General features: G+C 57.6%; 18 protein-coding genes. 8 read left to right on the plus strand and 10 right to left on the minus strand.

Going from position 1 to position 18,043, the window contains the following annotated elements:
• Nucleotides 1-65 precede the first annotated feature (65 nt).
• The 3 genes from Q0778_RS13775 to Q0778_RS13785 all read left to right on the plus strand — a co-directional run bounded on the left by Q0778_RS13775 (nucleotide 66) and on the right by Q0778_RS13785 (nucleotide 3,601).
• Complete coding sequence (locus Q0778_RS13775; RefSeq protein ID WP_298301512.1) at nucleotides 66-980, plus strand: sulfite exporter TauE/SafE family protein; 915 nt, start codon at nucleotides 66-68, stop codon at nucleotides 978-980.
• A 59-nt stretch (nucleotides 981-1,039) separates the two neighbouring features.
• A complete protein-coding gene (locus Q0778_RS13780) occupies nucleotides 1,040-1,753 on the plus strand; it encodes a TIGR02186 family protein (RefSeq protein WP_298337694.1) in 714 nt (237 codons plus the stop codon).
• 168 nt (nucleotides 1,754-1,921) lie between these two features.
• Nucleotides 1,922-3,601, plus strand: a complete 1,680-nt coding sequence (locus tag Q0778_RS13785; RefSeq protein ID WP_298301514.1) for a DUF87 domain-containing protein — start codon at nucleotides 1,922-1,924, stop codon at nucleotides 3,599-3,601.
• A 22-nt stretch (nucleotides 3,602-3,623) separates the two neighbouring features.
• Here the strand turns inward: Q0778_RS13785 and Q0778_RS13790 are convergent, their stop codons facing one another.
• From Q0778_RS13790 to Q0778_RS13805, 4 genes are all read right to left on the minus strand, one after another.
• Nucleotides 3,624-5,405 carry a toll/interleukin-1 receptor domain-containing protein gene (locus Q0778_RS13790; protein WP_298336851.1) on the minus strand — a complete coding sequence of 594 codons (1,782 nt, stop codon included), beginning with the start codon at nucleotides 5,403-5,405 and terminating at the stop codon, nucleotides 3,624-3,626.
• Between the two features lie 17 nt (nucleotides 5,406-5,422).
• Entirely contained in the window at nucleotides 5,423-6,160 is a 738-nt protein-coding gene (locus Q0778_RS13795; RefSeq protein WP_298336853.1) for a 7-carboxy-7-deazaguanine synthase QueE, read from the minus strand.
• A 205-nt stretch (nucleotides 6,161-6,365) separates the two neighbouring features.
• Entirely contained in the window at nucleotides 6,366-9,272 is a 2,907-nt protein-coding gene (locus tag Q0778_RS13800) for a valine--tRNA ligase (protein WP_298336855.1), read from the minus strand.
• A 94-nt stretch (nucleotides 9,273-9,366) separates the two neighbouring features.
• Complete coding sequence (locus Q0778_RS13805; RefSeq protein WP_298301523.1) at nucleotides 9,367-10,047, minus strand: enoyl-CoA hydratase/isomerase family protein; 681 nt, start codon at nucleotides 10,045-10,047, stop codon at nucleotides 9,367-9,369.
• 109 nt (nucleotides 10,048-10,156) lie between these two features.
• On the opposite strand from Q0778_RS13805, the gene Q0778_RS13810 reads away from it, so the two are divergent.
• Genes Q0778_RS13810 through Q0778_RS13825 form a run of 4 tightly spaced genes read left to right on the plus strand, consistent with a single transcriptional unit; the run spans nucleotide 10,157 to nucleotide 13,729 of the window.
• Nucleotides 10,157-11,269: an ABC transporter permease gene (locus tag Q0778_RS13810; RefSeq protein WP_298336857.1), complete on the plus strand. Its 1,113-nt coding sequence runs from the start codon at nucleotides 10,157-10,159 to the stop codon at nucleotides 11,267-11,269.
• Between the two features lie 11 nt (nucleotides 11,270-11,280).
• Nucleotides 11,281-12,105 (plus strand): ATP-binding cassette domain-containing protein, encoded by an 825-nt coding sequence (locus Q0778_RS13815; RefSeq protein ID WP_298336859.1) that lies wholly within the window; start codon nucleotides 11,281-11,283, stop codon nucleotides 12,103-12,105.
• A 56-nt stretch (nucleotides 12,106-12,161) separates the two neighbouring features.
• The gene (locus tag Q0778_RS13820; protein ID WP_298301530.1) at nucleotides 12,162-13,109 is read left to right on the plus strand and encodes an MlaD family protein; all 948 of its coding nucleotides are present in this window, start codon (nucleotides 12,162-12,164) and stop codon (nucleotides 13,107-13,109) included.
• Complete coding sequence (locus tag Q0778_RS13825; RefSeq protein ID WP_298301532.1) at nucleotides 13,106-13,729, plus strand: ABC-type transport auxiliary lipoprotein family protein; 624 nt, start codon at nucleotides 13,106-13,108, stop codon at nucleotides 13,727-13,729. The genes Q0778_RS13820 and Q0778_RS13825 overlap by 4 nt, the downstream gene beginning before the upstream one ends.
• A 5-nt stretch (nucleotides 13,730-13,734) precedes the next feature.
• On the opposite strand, the gene Q0778_RS13830 is transcribed toward Q0778_RS13825, so the two are convergent.
• The 6 genes from Q0778_RS13830 to crcB are packed head-to-tail and all read right to left on the minus strand — an operon-like array spanning nucleotide 13,735 to nucleotide 17,608.
• Nucleotides 13,735-14,430, minus strand: a complete 696-nt coding sequence (locus tag Q0778_RS13830; RefSeq protein WP_298336861.1) for an ATP12 family protein — start codon at nucleotides 14,428-14,430, stop codon at nucleotides 13,735-13,737.
• Nucleotides 14,431-14,441: 11 nt separating this feature from the next.
• Nucleotides 14,442-14,678, minus strand: coding sequence for a hypothetical protein (locus Q0778_RS13835; protein ID WP_298336863.1), 237 nt, complete (start codon nucleotides 14,676-14,678; stop codon nucleotides 14,442-14,444).
• A 2-nt stretch (nucleotides 14,679-14,680) separates the two neighbouring features.
• Nucleotides 14,681-15,340: an HAD-IA family hydrolase gene (locus Q0778_RS13840; protein WP_298336866.1), complete on the minus strand. Its 660-nt coding sequence runs from the start codon at nucleotides 15,338-15,340 to the stop codon at nucleotides 14,681-14,683.
• A complete protein-coding gene (locus tag Q0778_RS13845) occupies nucleotides 15,337-15,936 on the minus strand; it encodes an FMN-binding negative transcriptional regulator (protein WP_298336868.1) in 600 nt (199 codons plus the stop codon). The genes Q0778_RS13840 and Q0778_RS13845 overlap by 4 nt, the downstream gene beginning before the upstream one ends.
• Nucleotides 15,936-17,195: an RluA family pseudouridine synthase gene (locus tag Q0778_RS13850; protein WP_298301543.1), complete on the minus strand. Its 1,260-nt coding sequence runs from the start codon at nucleotides 17,193-17,195 to the stop codon at nucleotides 15,936-15,938. Before Q0778_RS13850 ends, Q0778_RS13845 begins: the two co-directional genes overlap by 1 nt.
• Nucleotides 17,192-17,608 (minus strand): fluoride efflux transporter CrcB, encoded by a 417-nt coding sequence (crcB, locus tag Q0778_RS13855; RefSeq protein WP_298336870.1) that lies wholly within the window; start codon nucleotides 17,606-17,608, stop codon nucleotides 17,192-17,194. The genes Q0778_RS13850 and crcB overlap by 4 nt, the downstream gene beginning before the upstream one ends.
• Before the next feature lie 225 nt (nucleotides 17,609-17,833).
• Between crcB and rpsU the strand changes: the two genes are divergently transcribed.
• Nucleotides 17,834-18,040, plus strand: a complete 207-nt coding sequence (gene rpsU / locus Q0778_RS13860) for a 30S ribosomal protein S21 (RefSeq protein WP_006834591.1) — start codon at nucleotides 17,834-17,836, stop codon at nucleotides 18,038-18,040.
• The last annotated feature ends 3 nt before the right edge of the window (nucleotides 18,041-18,043 follow it).

Genomic DNA, 18,043 nt, shown 5'->3' on the forward strand with positions numbered 1-18,043 from the left:
TATCATCGGGGTTTGGAGTCAAACGCTCCTTCCCTCGAAAAGCGAGCTCATGTAGTCGCTTAGAGATGGATGTTTATCTCCCAATTGCGAATCTCTCGGTGAATGGCCTATTCATCGTGCTTTTGGGCGTCCTCACAGGCATCCTCTCCGGACTTTTCGGGGTAGGCGGCGGCTTTCTGACCACGCCTCTGCTGATCTTCTACGGCATCCCGCCAACCGTCGCCGCGGCTTCCGCTGCGACACAGGTGACCGGGGCCAGCATTTCAGGCGTGATCGCCCACGGCAGGCGAAAAGGTGTCGATTATCGCATGGGAAGTGTGATGGTCGGCGGAGGAGTTGTTGGGGCACTGTTTGGCGCGGCACTGTTCCGCCTGTTTCAGGCTCTTGGTCAGATTGATGTGGTCATTAACATCCTCTACGTCGTGATGCTGGGATCGATTGGATCGCTGATGATGAAAGAGGCGTTTGAAGCGCTCTCTGCCGCCAAGGGCCAGAAAGATGCGAACCCACGCAAGAGACGGCACCACCCGCTTGTCGCGGGTTTGCCTTTTCGAACGCGATTTTACGCCTCAGGGCTCTACATTTCGCCTATCGCGCCGCTTGTTCTTGGTGTGATTGTCGGTGCCCTCACCATGCTGATGGGTGTGGGCGGAGGGTTTATCCTTGTGCCGGCCATGCTGTATATTTTGGGGATGAGCGGCAATGTGGTGGTGGGTACATCGCTGTTTCAGATTCTGTTTGTCACAATGGTGACGACTATGACTCATGCTCTGACAACCAAGGCTGTCGACATTATTTTGGCAGGTCTCCTGTTACTCGGATCAGTCATGGGCGCGCAGTTTGGTACGCAGATTGCGATGAAAGCGCGGCCAGAGATCTTGCGTTTCGTATTGGCAGCAATCGTGATCGCGGTGGCCCTGCGGATGCTCTATGGGCTGGGAGTGCAACCCGACGAAATCTATACGGTGAGCCCGTTATGACCGCGCGGGCACGCTCTCTGCTTTCAGCCTTCGCACTGGTATTTGCTGCCCCCTTCCTGATGGGGCAGGCAGAGCCAATCCTCGTTCCTGAGGTCAGTCAATCGCGGATCGAAGTACGCCAAGGTTTCACCGGCGCGAACTTGCTTCTTTATGGCGCAGTCATCGATCCGGAAGGACCCGGCAGCGATCGCGACTATGACATCGCCGTGGTGGTCAAAGGGCCTGCCGAACCCATCCGACTGCGAGAGAAGGAACGGATCGCGGGCATCTGGATGAATTCGGGCGCGAGCGATTTTCGCTCAGTCCCATCATTTTTCGCTGTCGCTTCATCCAGTCCGATTGCCGACATCGTCGATCCACGCACAGCCGCAATCTATGAGCTCGGGACCGAATTCATTCAGCTTAGTCCATCAGGCCAAATCGAGCCAGAAGAGCAGTCTCGGTTTGCAAATGGCTTGGTCGAGATGCGCCAGCGTCTCGGCCTCTACAAACAGGACCCTCAAGGTGTGCGGATCAGTGAGGGCGTGCTGTATCAGGCTCGGATTGCGTTGCCATCAAATGTAACCACAGGCCAGTACACAGCAGAAACCTTTGCCATAGCCAATGGCCGCGTGCTCGCCAGCGCAACCGCCGATATTGAGGTGGTCAAGGTCGGACTGGAGGGCAGCGTTGTCTTTGCTTCTCAGCGCTGGTCCCTGTTTTATGGGCTCGGTGCAATCGCGCTATCGCTCGGAATGGGTTGGATTGCTGGCCAGGCTTTCGCGAAGCTCTAGCGCGCTAAGGCGCTTATTATCCAATTGTGAACTTTGGCCAATTGAAGCATTGGCGTTGACGCGATCTTAACCCTGATCGGCCATGAAATTCCTCACGGTGGGAACCGCAAAAGCAAGAGCGCGCCAAAGGGTTAGGTGCGGTGCTAAAGCTGACATGAGGAAGCGCGCATGAACGCGATTGGGAATCAAGATTTTGAAGCAAACGGCCAGGGTGCAGCCCCGGCTAGTGGCGCAGACTTGCCCGAGGACAACGCCAAATTGCCAATCGGTGTAGTACTCGAGATTTCGGGTGCTGGTTCGCAGATCGCGCTGGACTTGCAGCGTCTGAATGAATGCATGCAAGACGATGATCGGTCCGTGGCTCTGGCGGGACAGGTGGGAAGTCAGATCAAGATCCGTGTCGGTGACGCATGGCTCCTCGCCAACGTCCGCGACCAACGCAAGGATCGTCGCGCCCAAAACGGCATCATCGCGCATATCGATTTTCTGGGTGAGGGGTCTGAAGAAAAGCTCACAGGTCGCATCCGTGGATTTAAGCGCGGTGTGACGCGCTATCCTGTGCCTGGAGCCATGGTCTATCCCGCCTCCACGAAGGACCTTGAACAAATCTACGCCAGCGATGGACGCGCCAATATCACCATCGGGACAGTGTTCCCGACAAAAGACATCCGTGCAGGCCTCTATATCGACGCAATGCTGGGCAAGCACTTTGCGCTGCTGGGATCGACGGGGACTGGTAAGTCGACCAGTGCAGCGCTCATCCTCCACAGGATTTGCGAGCATGCGCCCGATGGCCACATCGTGATGGTTGATCCCCACGGTGAGTACTCTGCGGCGTTCCGCCAGACGGGTAAGATCCTTGACGTATCGAACCTGCAAATGCCCTATTGGTTGATGAACTTTGAGGAGCATTGCGAAGTACTGCTTACCAGCGATGGCAATGAGCGTCAGGTCGATATGGATATCCTTGCCAAATGTTTGTTGCACGCCCGGTCCAAGAACCGGCTCGCTGAAACGATGGGCAAAATCACGGTGGATTCGCCCATACCCTATCTCTTGTCCGATCTTTCGACCAAGATTCAGGACGAAATGGGCAAGCTCGATAAAGCGACCTCGTCCGCACCTTACATGCGGATCAAAGGCAAGCTTGAGGAGTTGAAAGCCGATCCGCGCTATCAATTCATGTTTTCAGGCATGCTCGTAGGCGACACGATGACCGACTTTATCTCCAAAGTGTTCCGTATGCCGGGCGAGGGCAAGCCGATCTCGATCATCGATGTTTCAGGCGTTCCTTCCGATATTACCTCCACTGTAGTTGCTGTCCTTTCACGTCTGGTGTTCGACTTTGCAATTTGGGGGCGTGAAGAGAACACGCGACCGATCTTGCTCGTGTGCGAAGAAGCTCACCGTTACGTTCCAAGCGAGAAGAACTCCGATGGATCCTCCGTCGGTTCGATACTCAGCCGGATCGCCAAAGAGGGGCGTAAGTACGGGATCAGCCTCGGCCTCATCACCCAGCGTCCGTCTGACCTTGCCGAAGGCGTGCTCTCACAATGCGGCACGATCATCTCGATGCGCCTCAACAACGACCGCGACCAAGCCTTTGTGCGCTCAGCCATGCCAGAAGGCTCGCGCGGCTTTCTCGATTCCATCCCAGCGCTCAGAAACCGCGAATGTATCATTTGCGGCGAGGGCGTTGCGATCCCAATCCGCGTGAACTTCGACAACCTCGAAGAGCACAAGCGTCCAGCATCGGAAGACCCCAGCTTCAGCGAGCTGTGGAATCAGGGCGGTGGCGAAGAGGAAATCGTCGACCGCGTGGTTCTACGTTGGCGCTCACAAGGGTAGGCATGGGTCGAACGAGAACGCTCTACTGCATCAAGTTCCTCAGATTGCCAACCTCGCGCCAGCCATTGATCGAGGGATCGTAACTCACATTGTAGAAGCGCTGGAGACCTCCGGCATCGCCAGTGTTCTGGCCGGTCGAATTGAAGAATATCCGGCCCGTAACACCATTGAAGCTGCGTGAGCGTAGCACTGCAACCAGACCATCAGCGGTGATCTTGCCTTCAATCTCGCTTGCCGCTTGCTTGACGATCACGCCCGAATCAAAGGCCACCGCCTCCAACCGCCAACGCGGCGAGATCGGACCAAACAGGCTTTCGAACTGAGCGATCTCTTCCGGCTTGTCGCCATTGTAGTCGGCGCTTTCGAACACGTCGGTCATATCGATAAGGCGGCCCGTTTGGAGCGCGGTCATTTCGCTGACCGCTTGCACCTGATGGCTGTTGTTCCAGCTTGCCAAAATCGCTTTGCGCGCAGGCTGGTCTCCACGGAATTGGCCGCTGGCAAGGTCCTTGAAGTCGCCGCTCAGCCCCATGATCACGATCAGCCTGTTCTCATCCAGAAGCGCCTGTTGGTCCGGGGTTGAGAATGCATCGTTGATAGAACCACGGATAAAATCACGCGTATTCACACGCCCATCCGCTGTCCAATTTGCAAGGCGCGCGTCGCCCAGTTCCTCCGAGACCCGGTCAAAGAACAGTTCACCATAGGTCTTCGCTTCGCTTTCCGGATTGGTCTCAATCATAAAGGTGATACCAATCCCTTGCGAAATCGCTCGTTCCGCCAGTTCCTTGAACTGTGCGGCTCTCTCATCGACGCCAGAGCCAACTCGGAAAATCGGCAGATCGCTGTCTTTCCAGCCAAGGTCGGCGCGGCTTCCTGCCGTTGTCAGGACGATCGCTGGTCGTTGACCGCTTTCTTCGATCACTTCGAGCACTTGCGGGGTAAATTCTGTGATCGAAGGGCCAATAACTGCTACCACATTGCGCTCCGACAAAAAGGCGCGAAGATCCTCGATCACCTTTGGCGCGTCGCGCGTCTTCATCGCGCTGATCGGCGCGTCCAGATCCTGCACCATAAGCGCGGGAAAGCCTTCTAGCGAGGCCTTCAGCCCATTGCTTTGCTGAATGCCGAAGCTTTCGTTGGGATAGATGCCCAGCACAATCGCCTTGTCTGTTGGCACACCGGCAAGTCGCGCGGATTCGCTGCCGCCGCCCATTCCGCCAAACTGGAAGGTCAGAAACCCAGCAACGACCACTGCGAGCGCCGCAGCAGCCATGGTGATTGGGCGTTTCCAGAAAGGCGTGCCGCTATCGCCTCCAGTTGTTGTTTGAGGCGTAGCCGCTTCGCCTGTCACTGGCACTCCGAAGGCAGCCATCTCGGCTCTGCCAGCATCTGCGCCCTGGCCTTCACCCGCCAGATTGTGAATGCTCTCAAGAAAGACCGGCCAGTTTTTGCTCTGCGTTGGGTTTGCGCTTGAGTCTTGCAATTCCGCCGCCTGAATCCGCCTGAATCCGCGCGGGATCGTCACTTCGTCGATAAGTGCTGGTACAAGCTTGTTGTCGATTACACCGTCTTCGGCTTCTTCCTTGACCCAATTGCTGTTGATCGACGTGTTCGACCACACCACCACAATCGCCTTGGACTGTTTGATGTGCTTGTCGATGACGTTGTCGAATTCTTCGCCCGCGCGAAGATCGCGGTCCCACCAGACCGAATAGCCTTCGGCTTCAAGTGCCTTGGCCATGAAATTTACACGTTCGCGATCACGCCGTGAGTACGAAATAAAGATATCCAAATCTATCACCCCCCGGTGGTCTCACTCTAAGTCGCTCTTGCATCTCCGTAAAGGTGGATGTGCATCCGGTCTGACATGCGGTATCCCTTTTCGAGACACAGTGCAGAAAGCCACATTTGCCGTTCGCGTAAAGTGCTGGATTCAGTGCCTTCTGCCATCAGGAAAAGACGATCTCTGGGGATACGATACTCCCGTTGGAGTGCATCGACTTCGCGCACATCCGATGGCTCAGCCACGACAAATTTGAAAAAAGCGCGCGGGTCGCCCGCAAAGAAGTCGAGTCGCTCGGGGATCAGGGCGAGCTCGGCCGGATTGCCTGAATGGGCGAGCTTGGGGCTGACATTGTACTGATCAACACGGATATCGATATGAGCCGAGGGACGCACAGACCCGTTGGTCTCAATCTCCACCTCGATGTCGGGCAGAATGGCGAGCATATCTGCGAGCGGCCCACACTGTATCAGCGGCTCACCACCGGTGATAACAAGCCGTTTCTGACCCAAAGCCGCCACCTTTGCCGCTGCTTTCTCTGGAGAGAGCTTCACCTGATTGGCACTACGATCATAATGTACGCCATCGCGGTGCGGGCGATTATCGCCTTCAAAGCGCCAAGTGTAGGCGGTGTCGCACCACTGGCAGGCGAGATTGCAGCGCGAGAGGCGGATAAAGGCGACCGGCGTACCCATGCTTGGCCCTTCGCCCTGGAGGCTGGCGAAAATTTCAGGACCGCCCGAATCGTCAGTTGCAAGAACCAAATCAGCCATCAATGCATGCTTTCGCTCTGTGCGCGGAAAAAACACGTTTGAGACACTTGAGACACTGTCTTAGTTCTAAAAACCAATCGATCACAGAGGGTCCCTTTAATCGGTTTTGCCGATGGAGGGCAAAGAGGCGGCGGAGCGGTTCATACCTGTCCTATGCCACGAGGGGCCATGGTAGGAAAGAATGCCTCCTGCGAAGCCCCTTCGATCAACCCAATCGCGCCAGCGCTGCGGTCAAGCGTCCGACCTCGCCCTGGTGGTGGGCGAAGTCGGTCTTGGCTTTCTCCACTGCCTCGGGCTTGGCGCGTTCGACAAAGTTGGCGTTGGAGAGCCTGCCTTCGAGCGACTTTGCTTCCTTTTGTGAGGCGGCGAGGGCCTTTTCTAGGCGGGCCTTTTCCTCAGCGATGTCGATGATGCCTTCGAGTGGGATCACGAAGATATCGCCCAGCGCTGTTACCTGCATGGCAGGGCCTGTTGGCGCTTCGCCGACGGTGACCGGGGTGAGGCGGGCAATGCGTTCAATCGCGGCGCTCGAACGCTCGATTGTGCTTGCGGCAAGGGCGCTTGCCTCTGGTACAAAGGCCGCCAGTTTCGCGCCCGGTGAAATTCCGAGTTCGTTTTTGGCGCTGCGCACATTAGTGGTGAGGTCGATCACCCAGTCGATCGCGTCGGTTGCTTCTTTCGAGGTTTCACCGCGCGGACTTGGCCATTTGGCGGTGATAAGGTCGTAGGACCGCTCGCCCCCACTATTCTTGGCCTGGGCATGCCAAAGTTCTTCGGTGATGAAGGGCATAAAGGGGTGGAGCATGACAAGGATCTGATCGAGCGCCCATCCGGCAACCTCGCGGGTTTCGGATTGCGGGCTCCAGTCGCTCCCCTCGTCATTCCGGCGTAGGCCGGAATCCAGACTGGCTGGCGCACCCTTATCTCCTTGGACCCCGGCCTGCGCCGGGGTGACGGGGGTAAGAACCGGCTTGATAAGCTCCAAGTACCAGTCGCAGAACTTCGACCATGTGAACTGATAGATCGCATTGGCAGCCGCATCGAAACGCAAGTCTTCCATTGCGCTTTCAATCTCGGCACAAACCGCTTGAACCTCGCCGATGATCCATTGGTTGGCGGCGAGTTTGGCTTTGGGCGCGCGCACCGTGGTGGATTTGCCGATACCGTTGGATTGGCAAAAGCGCGTGGCATTCCAGAGTTTTGTGGCAAAGTTGCGGTATCCTTCGACCCGCTTTTCATCCATCTTGATGTCGCGGCCTTGGCTCTCCATCGCAGCCATAAAGAAGCGCAATGCGTCCGCGCCATATTGGTCGATCAGGCCAAGCGGATCGACGACATTGCCCTTGGACTTGGACATTTTCGCGCCGTCTGCTGCGCGCACAAGGCCGTGGAGATACAGGCGCGGCCATGGGGCCTGACCCATATTGTAATTGCCCATCATCATCATGCGCGCATCCCAGAAGAATAGGATGTCGAACCCGGAGATGAGGAGTGAGTTAGGGAAGTGTTTTGAGAGCAGGTCCGTATTCTCTTCCCAAACACCCGTTCGTGCTGAGCCTGTCGAAGCACGCGCGCGCCCTTCGACAGGCTCAGGGCGAACGGGGTTGTATTGTGTCTCGGGCCAACTAAGCGTTGCAAACGGCCAAAGCGCGGATGAGAACCATGTGTCGAGCACGTCGTTGTCACGAGTGAGTGCAACGCCTTCGCCCGCTTGAGCCTGCGCTTCTTCCTCGCTCATCGCGACATAAACGCCACCGTTTTCGTCGAACCAAGCTGGGATGCGGTGCCCCCACCACAGCTGGCGGCTCACACACCATGGCTGGATATTCTCCATCCAGTTGAAGAAGGTCTTCTCCCAAGACTTGGGCACGATTTCGATGGTCCCGTCGCGCACCTGCTTGATCGGAGCTTCGGCCAATTTCGCCGCATCGACATACCATTGATCAGTCAGCCATGGCTCGATCACCACACCGCCGCGGTCTCCAAACGGCGTCGCGATTTGGCGCGGTTCGGCGTCGGAGACGACCTCCTCGCCTTTCTTGTTTTTCGACACATGCGGGATGAGGAAGCCGTCCGCCTTCAACCGCTCAACCACGGCTTCACGGGCGCCGTCGACCTTATCGCGGCGGAAACGGTGGAGGCCGATAAATTCGTCCGGCACCAGGCCGTCCGAAGTCTGGCAAACGTCGCCATTCCCATCGAGCATGTTGAGCATCTCGCCCGCCTCGATGCCAGCACGCTTGCCAACGTCAAAGTCGTTGAAGTCATGCCCCGGCGTGATCTTCACCGCGCCCGAACCCAGCTCGGGATCGGCGTGTTCATCGGCTACGATCGGAATGCGGCGGCCTGTGATTGGGAGCATCACGTGCTTGCCAACAACGCTGGCGTAGCGCTCATCATCGGGGTGAACCGAGACCGCCATATCGGCGAGCATCGTTTCAGGGCGCGTGGTCGCAACTTCGATGTAATCGCGCCCATCCGCCAGCGTCTCACCATCGGCAAGCGGATATTTGAAGTGCCAGAAACCGCCGGCAATCGTCTGCGTTTCCACCTCAAGGTCGGAAATCGCGGTCTTGAGCTTGGGGTCCCAATTCACCAGCCGCTTGTCGCGGTAGATCAGGCCATCGTTGTAGAGGTTCACAAAGGTCTTCAAGACAGCCTTGGTGAAGTGCTCGTCCATGGTGAACTGCTCGCGTGACCAGTCCATCGAGCAACCCAACCGGCGAAGCTGCGTGGTTATGGTCCCGCCGCTTTCGGCTTTCCATTCCCACACCTTATCGACGAATTCCTCGCGCGAATAATTGGTGCGCTTGTCTTGGCGCTCTTCCATCTGCCGTTCCACCACCATCTGCGTGGCGATCCCGGCGTGGTCGGTGCCCACTACCCACAAAGCATCCTTGCCGCGCAGGCGCTCATAACGGATCACGATATCTTGAAGCGTGTTGTCGAGCGCGTGGCCGATATGGAGCGAGCCCGTCACATTTGGCGGAGGGTTCACAATGGTGAAGGGTTCCGCATCCGGGCGCTCGGGACGGAAGCCGCCGGTGCTCTCCCAATGCTGATACCATCGCTGCTCAATGTCAGCCGGATTGAAGGTTGTGGGTAGGCTCATTTTTTAAGGCTCGCTAACGCTAGCGGGCTAGACCACCCGCTCTTTTTCATCCCCATGCCAATCCGCTGGGTGCAGTGCAACATTTCTTGGGTTTTCAAGCCAAATGGGCGTCAATCTCGGCATTGGCCTTCGCGCGCAATTGCCGCTTGCAATCGCGAAAGGCGGGCTGGGCGGCGAGTTCTTCGGCGCGGGCGAGGGCGGTTTCGATGAGCGCATCGGCATCCACCACTTCGTCCACCAGGCCGGTGGCAATGGCATCCTGCGGCGCGAAAAGCTGAGACGTTAGCGCCAAGCGCCTACGCCAGACCGGATCGAGCCAATGGTCGATAATCGCCTGAGGCACTGGCGGAAACGCGAGGCCTGCTTTGGCTTCAGGAAGGCCGATTTTGTAGTCTCCTTCTGCGGCGACAACCCAGTCTGCGCACAAAGTGATGATCCCGCCTGCGCCAATCGTATGCCCATTGACGGCGCAGACGAAGGCGCAAGGAAGCCGGTGAAGTTCGGCCGCAACCTGATTGATGGCGGCTCTTGCGCGAGTTATCCCCTCAGCATCCAGCGATGCTGCGACCTTCACATCCATGCCTCGAGTGAAGTCATCACCCGCTCCGGTCAGCACAATCGCGTGCGTCGCCGGATCATGGCCCAGCTCGCGAATCTGCTGTGTGGCTGGCTCGAGCATTTCGGCAAACACTGCGTTGTAGGGCGGATTGTCTAGAGTCACGAGGTGAACCCCCTCGCGTTGTTCAACATGAAAATACTCATGGTTCGTGCTCATGGTAGAACGTTCCTATTGTCGTGCGATCGCGTCGAGACCATGCCCATCTGTGCAGGGATTCAACAGGATGCTTGTGAAGCTTGCAATTTCCTAGCATACCCTATCGGCAATGTATGGGGCCGTGACCTACTCCTTGGAAGACGCCGAAGCTGGCACCACTCGGCTCGTGCTCGGTGGACAACTTCTTGTGTCCTCCGTTGGTCCGTTTGAACAGGAAATCGATCGGTTTGACGGCGAGATCGCAGAGATCGACCTGTCAGGCGTTGACGAGATGGACACAACTGGCGCTTGGGTCGTCTCGCGTCTTGCCAATCAACATTCAAGTACGATCACCGGAGCCAGCGAAACAGCCACGCATCTTCTGAAAGCGGTTGAGGTTGCGGGAGGTGACGGAGAGTTATGCCCCGCTGTCGTGCCGGTCTGGGAACGGGTCCCGCTGGCCCTTGGTGAGAAAGTCTATGCTGCTCGCGGCGGCATGCTTGGCGTCGTTAGCTTTCTTGGTGCAATCCTTGTCGGATTTGGCAGTATTATTCGCAAGCCCTCGAGCATGCCCTTTCGCGCGGTTGTGCGGCAGATGGAGATGGTCGGGGTGTCGGCTCTCCCGATTATCGGTTTGATGAGCTTTCTGATCGGCATCGTGATTGCACAACAAGGTGCTGTGCAATTGCAGCAGTTTGGTGCGGAGACTTTAACAGTGAACCTCGTTGGCCGCATTACCTTGCGTGAACTTGGCGTTTTGATGACCGCTATCATGGTGGCGGGCCGTTCCGGCAGCGCCTTTGCGGCGCAAATCGGCACGATGAAGCTTACCGAGGAAGTCGATGCGATGCGCACCATCGGTATTTCTCCGATTGTGCAATTGGTGATCCCGCGGATTCTTGCCTGTACCTTCATGATGATCCTCTTGGGCTTCTATTCAAGCATCGTTGGAATCATCGGAGGAGCGGTTATCGGACAGGTCGCTTTGGGCATTCCTTTCTTTACCTTCCTTGAGCGTATACAAGAGGTCGTTCCACTCCACGATGTGTGGGTCGGCTTGGTCAAGGCACCGGTTTTCGGTCTGATTGTCGCACTTGCAGGCTGTTATCACGGGATGCAGGTCAAAGGTAACTCCGAGGAAGTCGGTATCCGCACTACAATGGCTGTGGTCTCTGCGATCTTCGCGGTGATCGTATTGGACGCGTTCTTCGCGGTGTTCTTCACCGAAGTGGGTTGGGGGTAAGGACCTGGGCCATGGCATTTGACGAATCAGAAGCCCCGCACGAGCGTTTTTGCCTTGAACCGCCCATTGTGGTGAGTGGCCTCGTCAATCGCTTTGGCGACTTTGCTGTCCACGACGGGCTCAACCTTGAGGTGTGCCGGGGTGAAATTCTCGGAGTCGTCGGCGGATCAGGTACAGGCAAGTCGGTGCTAATGCGCTCCATCATTGGGCTGCAACAACCGACAGCTGGTAATATTGACGTTCTGGGACGGCGAATTACCGACACGGACCTTGATCAGCGGGTTGGCGTGCGCAGACGCTGGGGTGTTCTGTTTCAGGGCGGGGCGCTGTTTTCGACCCTCACCGTGGGTGAGAATGTCGAAGTACCGCTCAAGGAATTCTATCCCAATATCTCGCCCAGACTTCGGCGCGAAATTGCGCGCTACAAAGTCCTTTTGTCAGGATTGCCGGAAGAAGCGGTGCTGAAGTATCCCAGTGAGCTTTCGGGAGGAATGAAGAAGAGGGCAGGGCTAGCGCGTGCGCTCGCGCTTGATCCTGAGCTCTTGTTTTTGGACGAGCCCACCGCCGGGCTCGATCCAATTGGCGCAGCAGCCTTTGATAGGCAGACGCGTGACCTCAAAGAAACGCTGGGCCTTACCGTCTTCCTGATCACCCACGATCTCGACACTCTTTACGAGATTTGCGACCGGGTCGCTGTGCTAGCGGATAAGCAAGTCATCGCAGTGGGGACGATCCCTGAGCTTTTGGAAACAGGTCATCCATGGATCGAGGAATACTTCAACGGACCTCGGGGGCGCTCCGCGCTTGCCTCACAAGAGCGGGCGCATTCGGCATAGAGTTATGGACAGGTGGGCGCGAAGCTGCGCATAGGAGAGTGGCATGGAAGCTTTGAATGGAAACTAGAGCTAATCATCTTTGGGTAGGCGCGATCACGCTAGCGCTGCTTGTTGCGCTCGCTGCCTTTATCGTTTGGATTGCTCGGCTTAATCAAGGCGCGGTCAACGAATACGATATCTTCTACAAACAATCCGTGGCGGGTCTCGCGAACGGCAGTCAGGTCTCATACGCTGGTGTACCTGTGGGCCAAGTGCGACAGATCGCTCTGTCGGCCGAAGACCCTGAATTCGTCCGTGTCCGCATTCGAATCCGCGATGAAGTGCCTATTCTGGTCGGTACTGAGGCGAGCATTCAGGCGAGCTTTACCGGCGTGTCGACCATTCTTCTGGATGGTGCGCGCAAAGATTCGCCAGCCATTACATGTGAAACCACTGCGTGCCCGGAAGGGCGTCCGGTGATCCCCCCCGGTCGTGGAGGCTTTGGTGAGATTGTTGCCAATGCTCCACTATTGCTAGAGCGCCTCACGACGCTGACCGAGCAGCTGAACACGATCTTCGGGCCGGAGAACCAAGAGGAACTGGCCGGTATTCTGGCAAACTCAAACCGTCTGACCCGTGAACTCGCTGACGCGGCACCGCGCCTTGAAGGCACATTCGACGATCTTCAAGGTGCGTTGAAAGAAGCGAGCGAGGCATTGGATGCATTTGAGAAGGTTTCTCTTACAACCAATGAGTTGTTGGATGCCGAGGGTCCCAAACTCGCTCAAGAGCTGAGCGAGACACTGGCGTCTGCCAATCAGGCTGCGGCCTCGCTTTCGGCTGTGCTCGAAGATACCCGACCTGCGGCACGTGCCTTGAGTGAGACCACTTTGCCGACGGTGGAAGCAACCCTGCAGGATTTGCGCGCTACGAGCCGTTCTTTGCGGACGGTCACCGATCGGCTTGAAGCCGAAGGAGCGGCATCGTTGATCGGCAGACGTCCATTGCCGGAGTATGAGCCATGATTACCACGCGCCCATTGGCGGGACTTATCGCCGCAAGCCTTCTCTTGAGTGGCTGTGTCAGCATTGGTGGTGGGGGTGAGCCACCAGAGAGCCTGCTAACGCTAACTGCTTCCGCCAGCGCACCAGCAGGTTCAGGCGCAGTGTCCGGCGTTGAAGGCAGCGAAGGCGCGATTGCCGTGCTTACGCCGGAAGTTCCGGCCAAGCTCAATGTGATCCGCGTGCCTGTGACGGTTTCGGCCACTGAGATAGCCTATCTGCCCGAGGCGGTGTGGATTGAGAAACCTGCGCACCTTTTCCGCAAACTGCTGGGCGAGACTTTGCGAACAGCCTCAGGTGAGCCTCAGGCACTTTTGGTGCTCGACACTGATGATACGCCGTTGCGGGCGACACAATCACTTCGCGGCACGCTGATCGACATGGGGTATGAGGCGGCGAACTCTGCGGTTGTGGTACGGTTTGAGGCGGTCCATACAAATAGCGACGGCAAAGTTATGTCGCGCCGGTTCGAAGCGCGGGAAGAAGGCGTATTGCCAACAGCCGCGTCCGTCGGACCCGCACTGAATACGGCCGCGAATGCCGTTGCTAAGGACGTGGCGGCTTGGGTGAAGTCGTCGCAATAGACTTTTCAGTCCTGCGCCAGCTCCCAGAATTCACGTGCCTTGAGAAAATCGCCTGTGCGTTTTTCGCGCCGTTCTTCGGCTTCCTCATCGCGGCCCCATTCCTCCGCCTGCCATTCTTCTTCGAGGCTCGCGGCTTGCCACAGGGCAAGCGCGTCCGCGTCCCGCTGAGCTGAGCTAAGCCCGGTGATGAGCGAGGCGGCGAGGTGGGTCATCATCTCGATTGAAGCGAGAGCAAAGGAGCTGTGGCCGCCGAGCACCTTGCGCAATTGGGTAAGCGTCTTTTCGCTCTGAGGGTGATGGATAATGCCAGAAATACGAACGAATTCAACGCGGTGCCGCGTTTCGAAAGCGCTCACAATCGGTTCCCACACCTCTTGCTGGCGCGCAAAAAGCGGTTCATCCGGATCGGCCCGGTAGAGCAGCGTGTCGGTGTCTCCATAGGCCACGGTCTTGTCGATCAATGCCCCAGGGTCGGGGCTCACCATATCAATGGCGTAGTCGGCCATATCGCGAAGCGGCATGGTCTGTGGATCGATCTTCTCACCTTGGCCTGCCCATTCCGCGGCGAGAGCATCAGCAAGAGCCTTCGTCGGCACCACTTGCGGCGTGCCTTTGACCGTCTTGATCGCGCGCGTGTCGAGCGTGATCTGCCAACCGCTTTCGACCTCGTTTACCGAGACCTTTTTGTAGAATCGTTTCATCTGTCGCTTGCCTAAAGTTCGCCTCTATCGCCCGCTTTCCAGCGACGGACCAGAAGGGGGGGAACAAAGAAGAAGGCGAGTAGCCCTGCTACCGCCAGCACCACGCCAAGGGCATAGGGTAAGTCCACCGCGCCTTGGGCCACCGCAATGCCCAGAATGACCGAGATCACCGCGCCAATGCGGACTAGGTTCATCAAGGTGTAGCGCTTGGCCGCCACCACTTCTTCGGGAGTAGGGGCGGGAGCCATGGTCACGCGAATCGGCCCAATTCTGCCCGCAATTCAGCCATGGAGTCTGCGACGTAATCAGCTCCGGTCGCGTGCAACTCTTCCGGCGCATGATAGCCCCAGCTAACGCCAACAGCGCGCACATGAGCAGCGGTGGCCATCTGCATATCAAAGCTGGTGTCGCCGATCATCACCGCTTGCGCTGGCTGCGCGCCGGCCTCGAACAATGCGGCTTCGAGCATAGCTGGGTGAGGCTTTGACGGATGGCGGTCTGCCGTCTGAAGCGAAACGAACAGCTCCGTTAACCCGTGGGAGGCCAGGCAGGCGCTAAGCCCGCGATCCGACTTGCCCGTTGCAACAGCCAGGCTCCAGCCATTGGCGTGAAGATTGTGGAGCAGTTCTGCGATACCGTCATACAGCGGCTCGTGCAAAAGTCCTTCCTCGCGACGGGTGCGGAAGGCGGTCTTGTAATTCTCGGTCAATGCTTGCTGTTGAAGCTGCTCGGCTTCGGGTGCCAGTTCGCGGATAGCGACCGGCAGGCTCAGCCCAACCAAGCGGCGGACTTGAGCGGCATCGGGCAAAGGCAGCCGCGCCAGCTCAAACGCGTGATTCATCGCGAACAGCACATCGGCCTGACCATCGACCAGCGTCCCGTCACAATCAAACACAGCAAGTTTTGTCACGCCTCAAACTCCCGCATCCAATGAGCAAGGCCAGCGTTGCCATAGGCTTCCACTCCGGCTGCGATCCGGGCGCGCTCTACCGGGTTCTTCTTCTGAGAGAGTTTGAAGGTAGGGCGCCGTTCCTCAACCTTGAGCGAAAAGCCGGTGATCCCTTTGAACAGGCCCGACCAAACCCTCTCGCTCGATTCCGAGGCCAGCCACGGTTCGCCCTCAATGCGTCCTTCAAACGTCGTGATGACATCGTGGAGCAGAGTTTCCAGATTATCGTCCGAAAGCCGTTCCACCGTTCCCTCAAGCACCAGCGCTGCATAATCCCAAGTGGGCACCGTATCGCGATTGTCGTACCAGCGCGGGCTCACATAACCATCGGGCCCATTGACGGTGATCAGCGCACGCGCGCCATCCAAATGCTTGGTGAGAGCATTGCCTCGCGCCAAGTGAAAGCGGATATCGTCCGTCCCGTAAGTCAACATCGGCGCATGCGCGACACGCGGACCATCGGGCGTGGTCAGGAAGACCATGCCGAAAGAAACCTCGCTCACCAATCTATCAAGCAAGTCCTGGTCTTCACTGCGGAAGAGAGGGTTGGGGTGCATTACCTTTTGCCCTTCGGCTTGCTTCCGGGCTTCGCTCCTGACCTTTTGGGAGCTTTGCCCTTGAATTTCAAACCTGACTTCGCGGCCTTCTTCGCCGTGTTTGCCGACGTTGTACGCCCACGACGCTCACCTCGCCGGTCTTTGCGATATTGTTTGGCGTGCCGGCGTGCTGCCTGCTTTTTCTCGGCAGGCGTGCGCTCTGGCACCTCATCGCGAACCGGGGACGCATCGCTCATGCTCTCTTCAAAGCCGAGCGCTTCCATGCTCGCGGCAAAGTGTTCGGGCAGAGGCGCTGTCACATCAAGCTTACCGCCGCCCGTCTCGTTCGCCGCTCTGCTTTCCGGCGTCCCGATGATGAGGCGGCGTGCGTGAAGGTGCATCTTGCGGCTGATTGCGCCGGTCAGAAACGCGTCCTGCCCGCCATATTTGCCATCACCAACGATAGGATTGCCGATCGCAGCCATATGGACACGCAACTGGTGGGTGCGTCCTGTGAGCGGTTCCAGCTCCACCCATGCAGCGCGCGTTCCGGCACGTTCAACCACGCGGTATCGGGTCTTGGCCATTTGGCCACCCTCTTCATCGACATGCATTTTCTCACCACCGGTGCCCGGCTGCTTGGCGAGCGGTGCATCAATAGTGCCTTCGCGAACCTCAGGAACGCCGACGACCAGCGCCCAATAAATCTTGCGAGCCGAGCGGCCAGAGAACCGCCGGGAATAGGATGCTGCGCTTCCCGGCGTGCGGGCGATCAGCAACACGCCCGATGTGTCTTTGTCGAGTCGGTGGACAAGGCGGGGTCTGACTGTTGGTGCATCTGTCTCTGGGGGTTCCACAAACGCATCGAGCAATCCGTCGACATGCTTTGTGGTCTTGCTCCCGCCTTGGGTGGCTAGACCCGGAGGTTTGTTGAGTACGATTGCGCTTGGCGTCTCGCGGATCACCATTTCGTGAGCCTGTGAAATCTCTTCCTCAGTCAGAGGACGACGCGATTTTGGTCCTTTGTGCTTTGCCTCGCCTCCGGGAGGTACGCGCAGGACTTGACCGGTCGCCAAGCGATCCTCAGGCTTTACACGGCCGCCATCGACCCGGATTTGCCCCGTGCGGGACCAGCGCGAAACGGTGGCAAAAGGGATCTCAGGAAGATTGCGTTTAAACCAGCGGTCTACCCGAATGCCATTGTCATCATCGTTGATGGTGAACTGACGGACTTGTTGTTTTGGCTTGTCAGAAGCCCGATTGTCAGAAGGAAGGGTCATGCCGCGCTTTGTGCTCCTACGAGGCCAATCAGGAAAGCGGCCATTCCGGCAATTACCGAAGCGCTGCCATAGCCAAATGCTTGGATGAGAAACCCGCGATGGACCAGCGTGACCATCTCGGCGCTGAACGCACTAAAGGTGGTAAAGCCGCCAAGGAGGCCCACACCCAAGGCCAGCCGCAAAGTCTCATTGGTCTGCGCAGCCAAAGGTGATCGCGCAAGCCAGCCCAAAAGTACGCCCATGGCAAGGCTTCCCACTATGTTGATGGCAAGTGTTCCCCAAGGGAATGCCGTGTTCGATCCTGCCATATGTGTGACTGCGCGGCCCAATTGGTGGCGCAGCACAGCACCCAGCCCGCCGCCAATTGCGACGTAAAGCGATGCCATAAGCGGAGAAAGCGACGGTGCTGCCATTATGAAAAGCGCTTTAGCGACGGTCTTACCTTATGCATAGCGCAGTCATTGTACATTCGGGCAAATCGCACTTTGGGTTGCCAATTCAGGTGAGCGAGGCTAGGGGAGCGCTCGTGATCGCGTGAACCCTTGTGGATTCGCGCCATTTTTAGCGTCAGTTTATAACGCACTCCCGCACTAAACCAGCGGGCTCAGGCGTATTTTGAAATGAGGTAGTTGCCGTTTATGCAAATCATGGTTCGCGATAACAATGTCGATCAAGCCCTCCGCGCGCTCAAGAAGAAGCTGCAGCGTGAAGGTGTTTATCGCGAGATGAAACTGCGCCGCCACTACGAAAAGCCCAGCGAAAAGCGCGCTCGTGAAAAAGCTGCTGCGGTTCGCCGTGCACGCAAGCTTGAGCGTAAGCGCATGGAGCGCGACGGCATCAAGTAAGCG

The sequence above is a fragment of the uncultured Erythrobacter sp. genome (assembly GCF_947502395.1).
Lineage (GTDB): Bacteria > Pseudomonadota > Alphaproteobacteria > Sphingomonadales > Sphingomonadaceae > Erythrobacter.

What these genes read in the sequence shown, in the direction of transcription:
- Q0778_RS13850 (WP_298301543.1), bottom strand. Translation starts at nt 17,195, where the DNA reads ATGACCCTTCCTTCTGACAATCGGGCTTCTGACAAGCCAAAACAACAA.
- Q0778_RS13795 (WP_298336853.1), bottom strand. Translation starts at nt 6,160, where the DNA reads ATGGCTGATTTGGTTCTTGCAACTGACGATTCGGGCGGTCCTGAAATT.
- Q0778_RS13780 (WP_298337694.1), top strand. Translation starts at nt 1,040, where the DNA reads ATGGGGCAGGCAGAGCCAATCCTCGTTCCTGAGGTCAGTCAATCGCGG.
- Q0778_RS13815 (WP_298336859.1), top strand. Translation starts at nt 11,281, where the DNA reads ATGGCATTTGACGAATCAGAAGCCCCGCACGAGCGTTTTTGCCTTGAA.
- Q0778_RS13785 (WP_298301514.1), top strand. Translation starts at nt 1,922, where the DNA reads ATGAACGCGATTGGGAATCAAGATTTTGAAGCAAACGGCCAGGGTGCA.
- Q0778_RS13810 (WP_298336857.1), top strand. Translation starts at nt 10,157, where the DNA reads ATGTATGGGGCCGTGACCTACTCCTTGGAAGACGCCGAAGCTGGCACC.
- Q0778_RS13845 (WP_298336868.1), bottom strand. Translation starts at nt 15,936, where the DNA reads ATGCACCCCAACCCTCTCTTCCGCAGTGAAGACCAGGACTTGCTTGAT.
- Q0778_RS13835 (WP_298336863.1), bottom strand. Translation starts at nt 14,678, where the DNA reads ATGGCTCCCGCCCCTACTCCCGAAGAAGTGGTGGCGGCCAAGCGCTAC.
- Q0778_RS13805 (WP_298301523.1), bottom strand. Translation starts at nt 10,047, where the DNA reads ATGAGCACGAACCATGAGTATTTTCATGTTGAACAACGCGAGGGGGTT.
- rpsU (WP_006834591.1), top strand. Translation starts at nt 17,834, where the DNA reads ATGCAAATCATGGTTCGCGATAACAATGTCGATCAAGCCCTCCGCGCG.
- Q0778_RS13830 (WP_298336861.1), bottom strand. Translation starts at nt 14,430, where the DNA reads ATGAAACGATTCTACAAAAAGGTCTCGGTAAACGAGGTCGAAAGCGGT.
- crcB (WP_298336870.1), bottom strand. Translation starts at nt 17,608, where the DNA reads ATGGCAGCACCGTCGCTTTCTCCGCTTATGGCATCGCTTTACGTCGCA.
- Q0778_RS13820 (WP_298301530.1), top strand. Translation starts at nt 12,162, where the DNA reads ATGGAAACTAGAGCTAATCATCTTTGGGTAGGCGCGATCACGCTAGCG.
- Q0778_RS13775 (WP_298301512.1), top strand. Translation starts at nt 66, where the DNA reads ATGGATGTTTATCTCCCAATTGCGAATCTCTCGGTGAATGGCCTATTC.
- Q0778_RS13825 (WP_298301532.1), top strand. Translation starts at nt 13,106, where the DNA reads ATGATTACCACGCGCCCATTGGCGGGACTTATCGCCGCAAGCCTTCTC.
- Q0778_RS13800 (WP_298336855.1), bottom strand. Translation starts at nt 9,272, where the DNA reads ATGAGCCTACCCACAACCTTCAATCCGGCTGACATTGAGCAGCGATGG.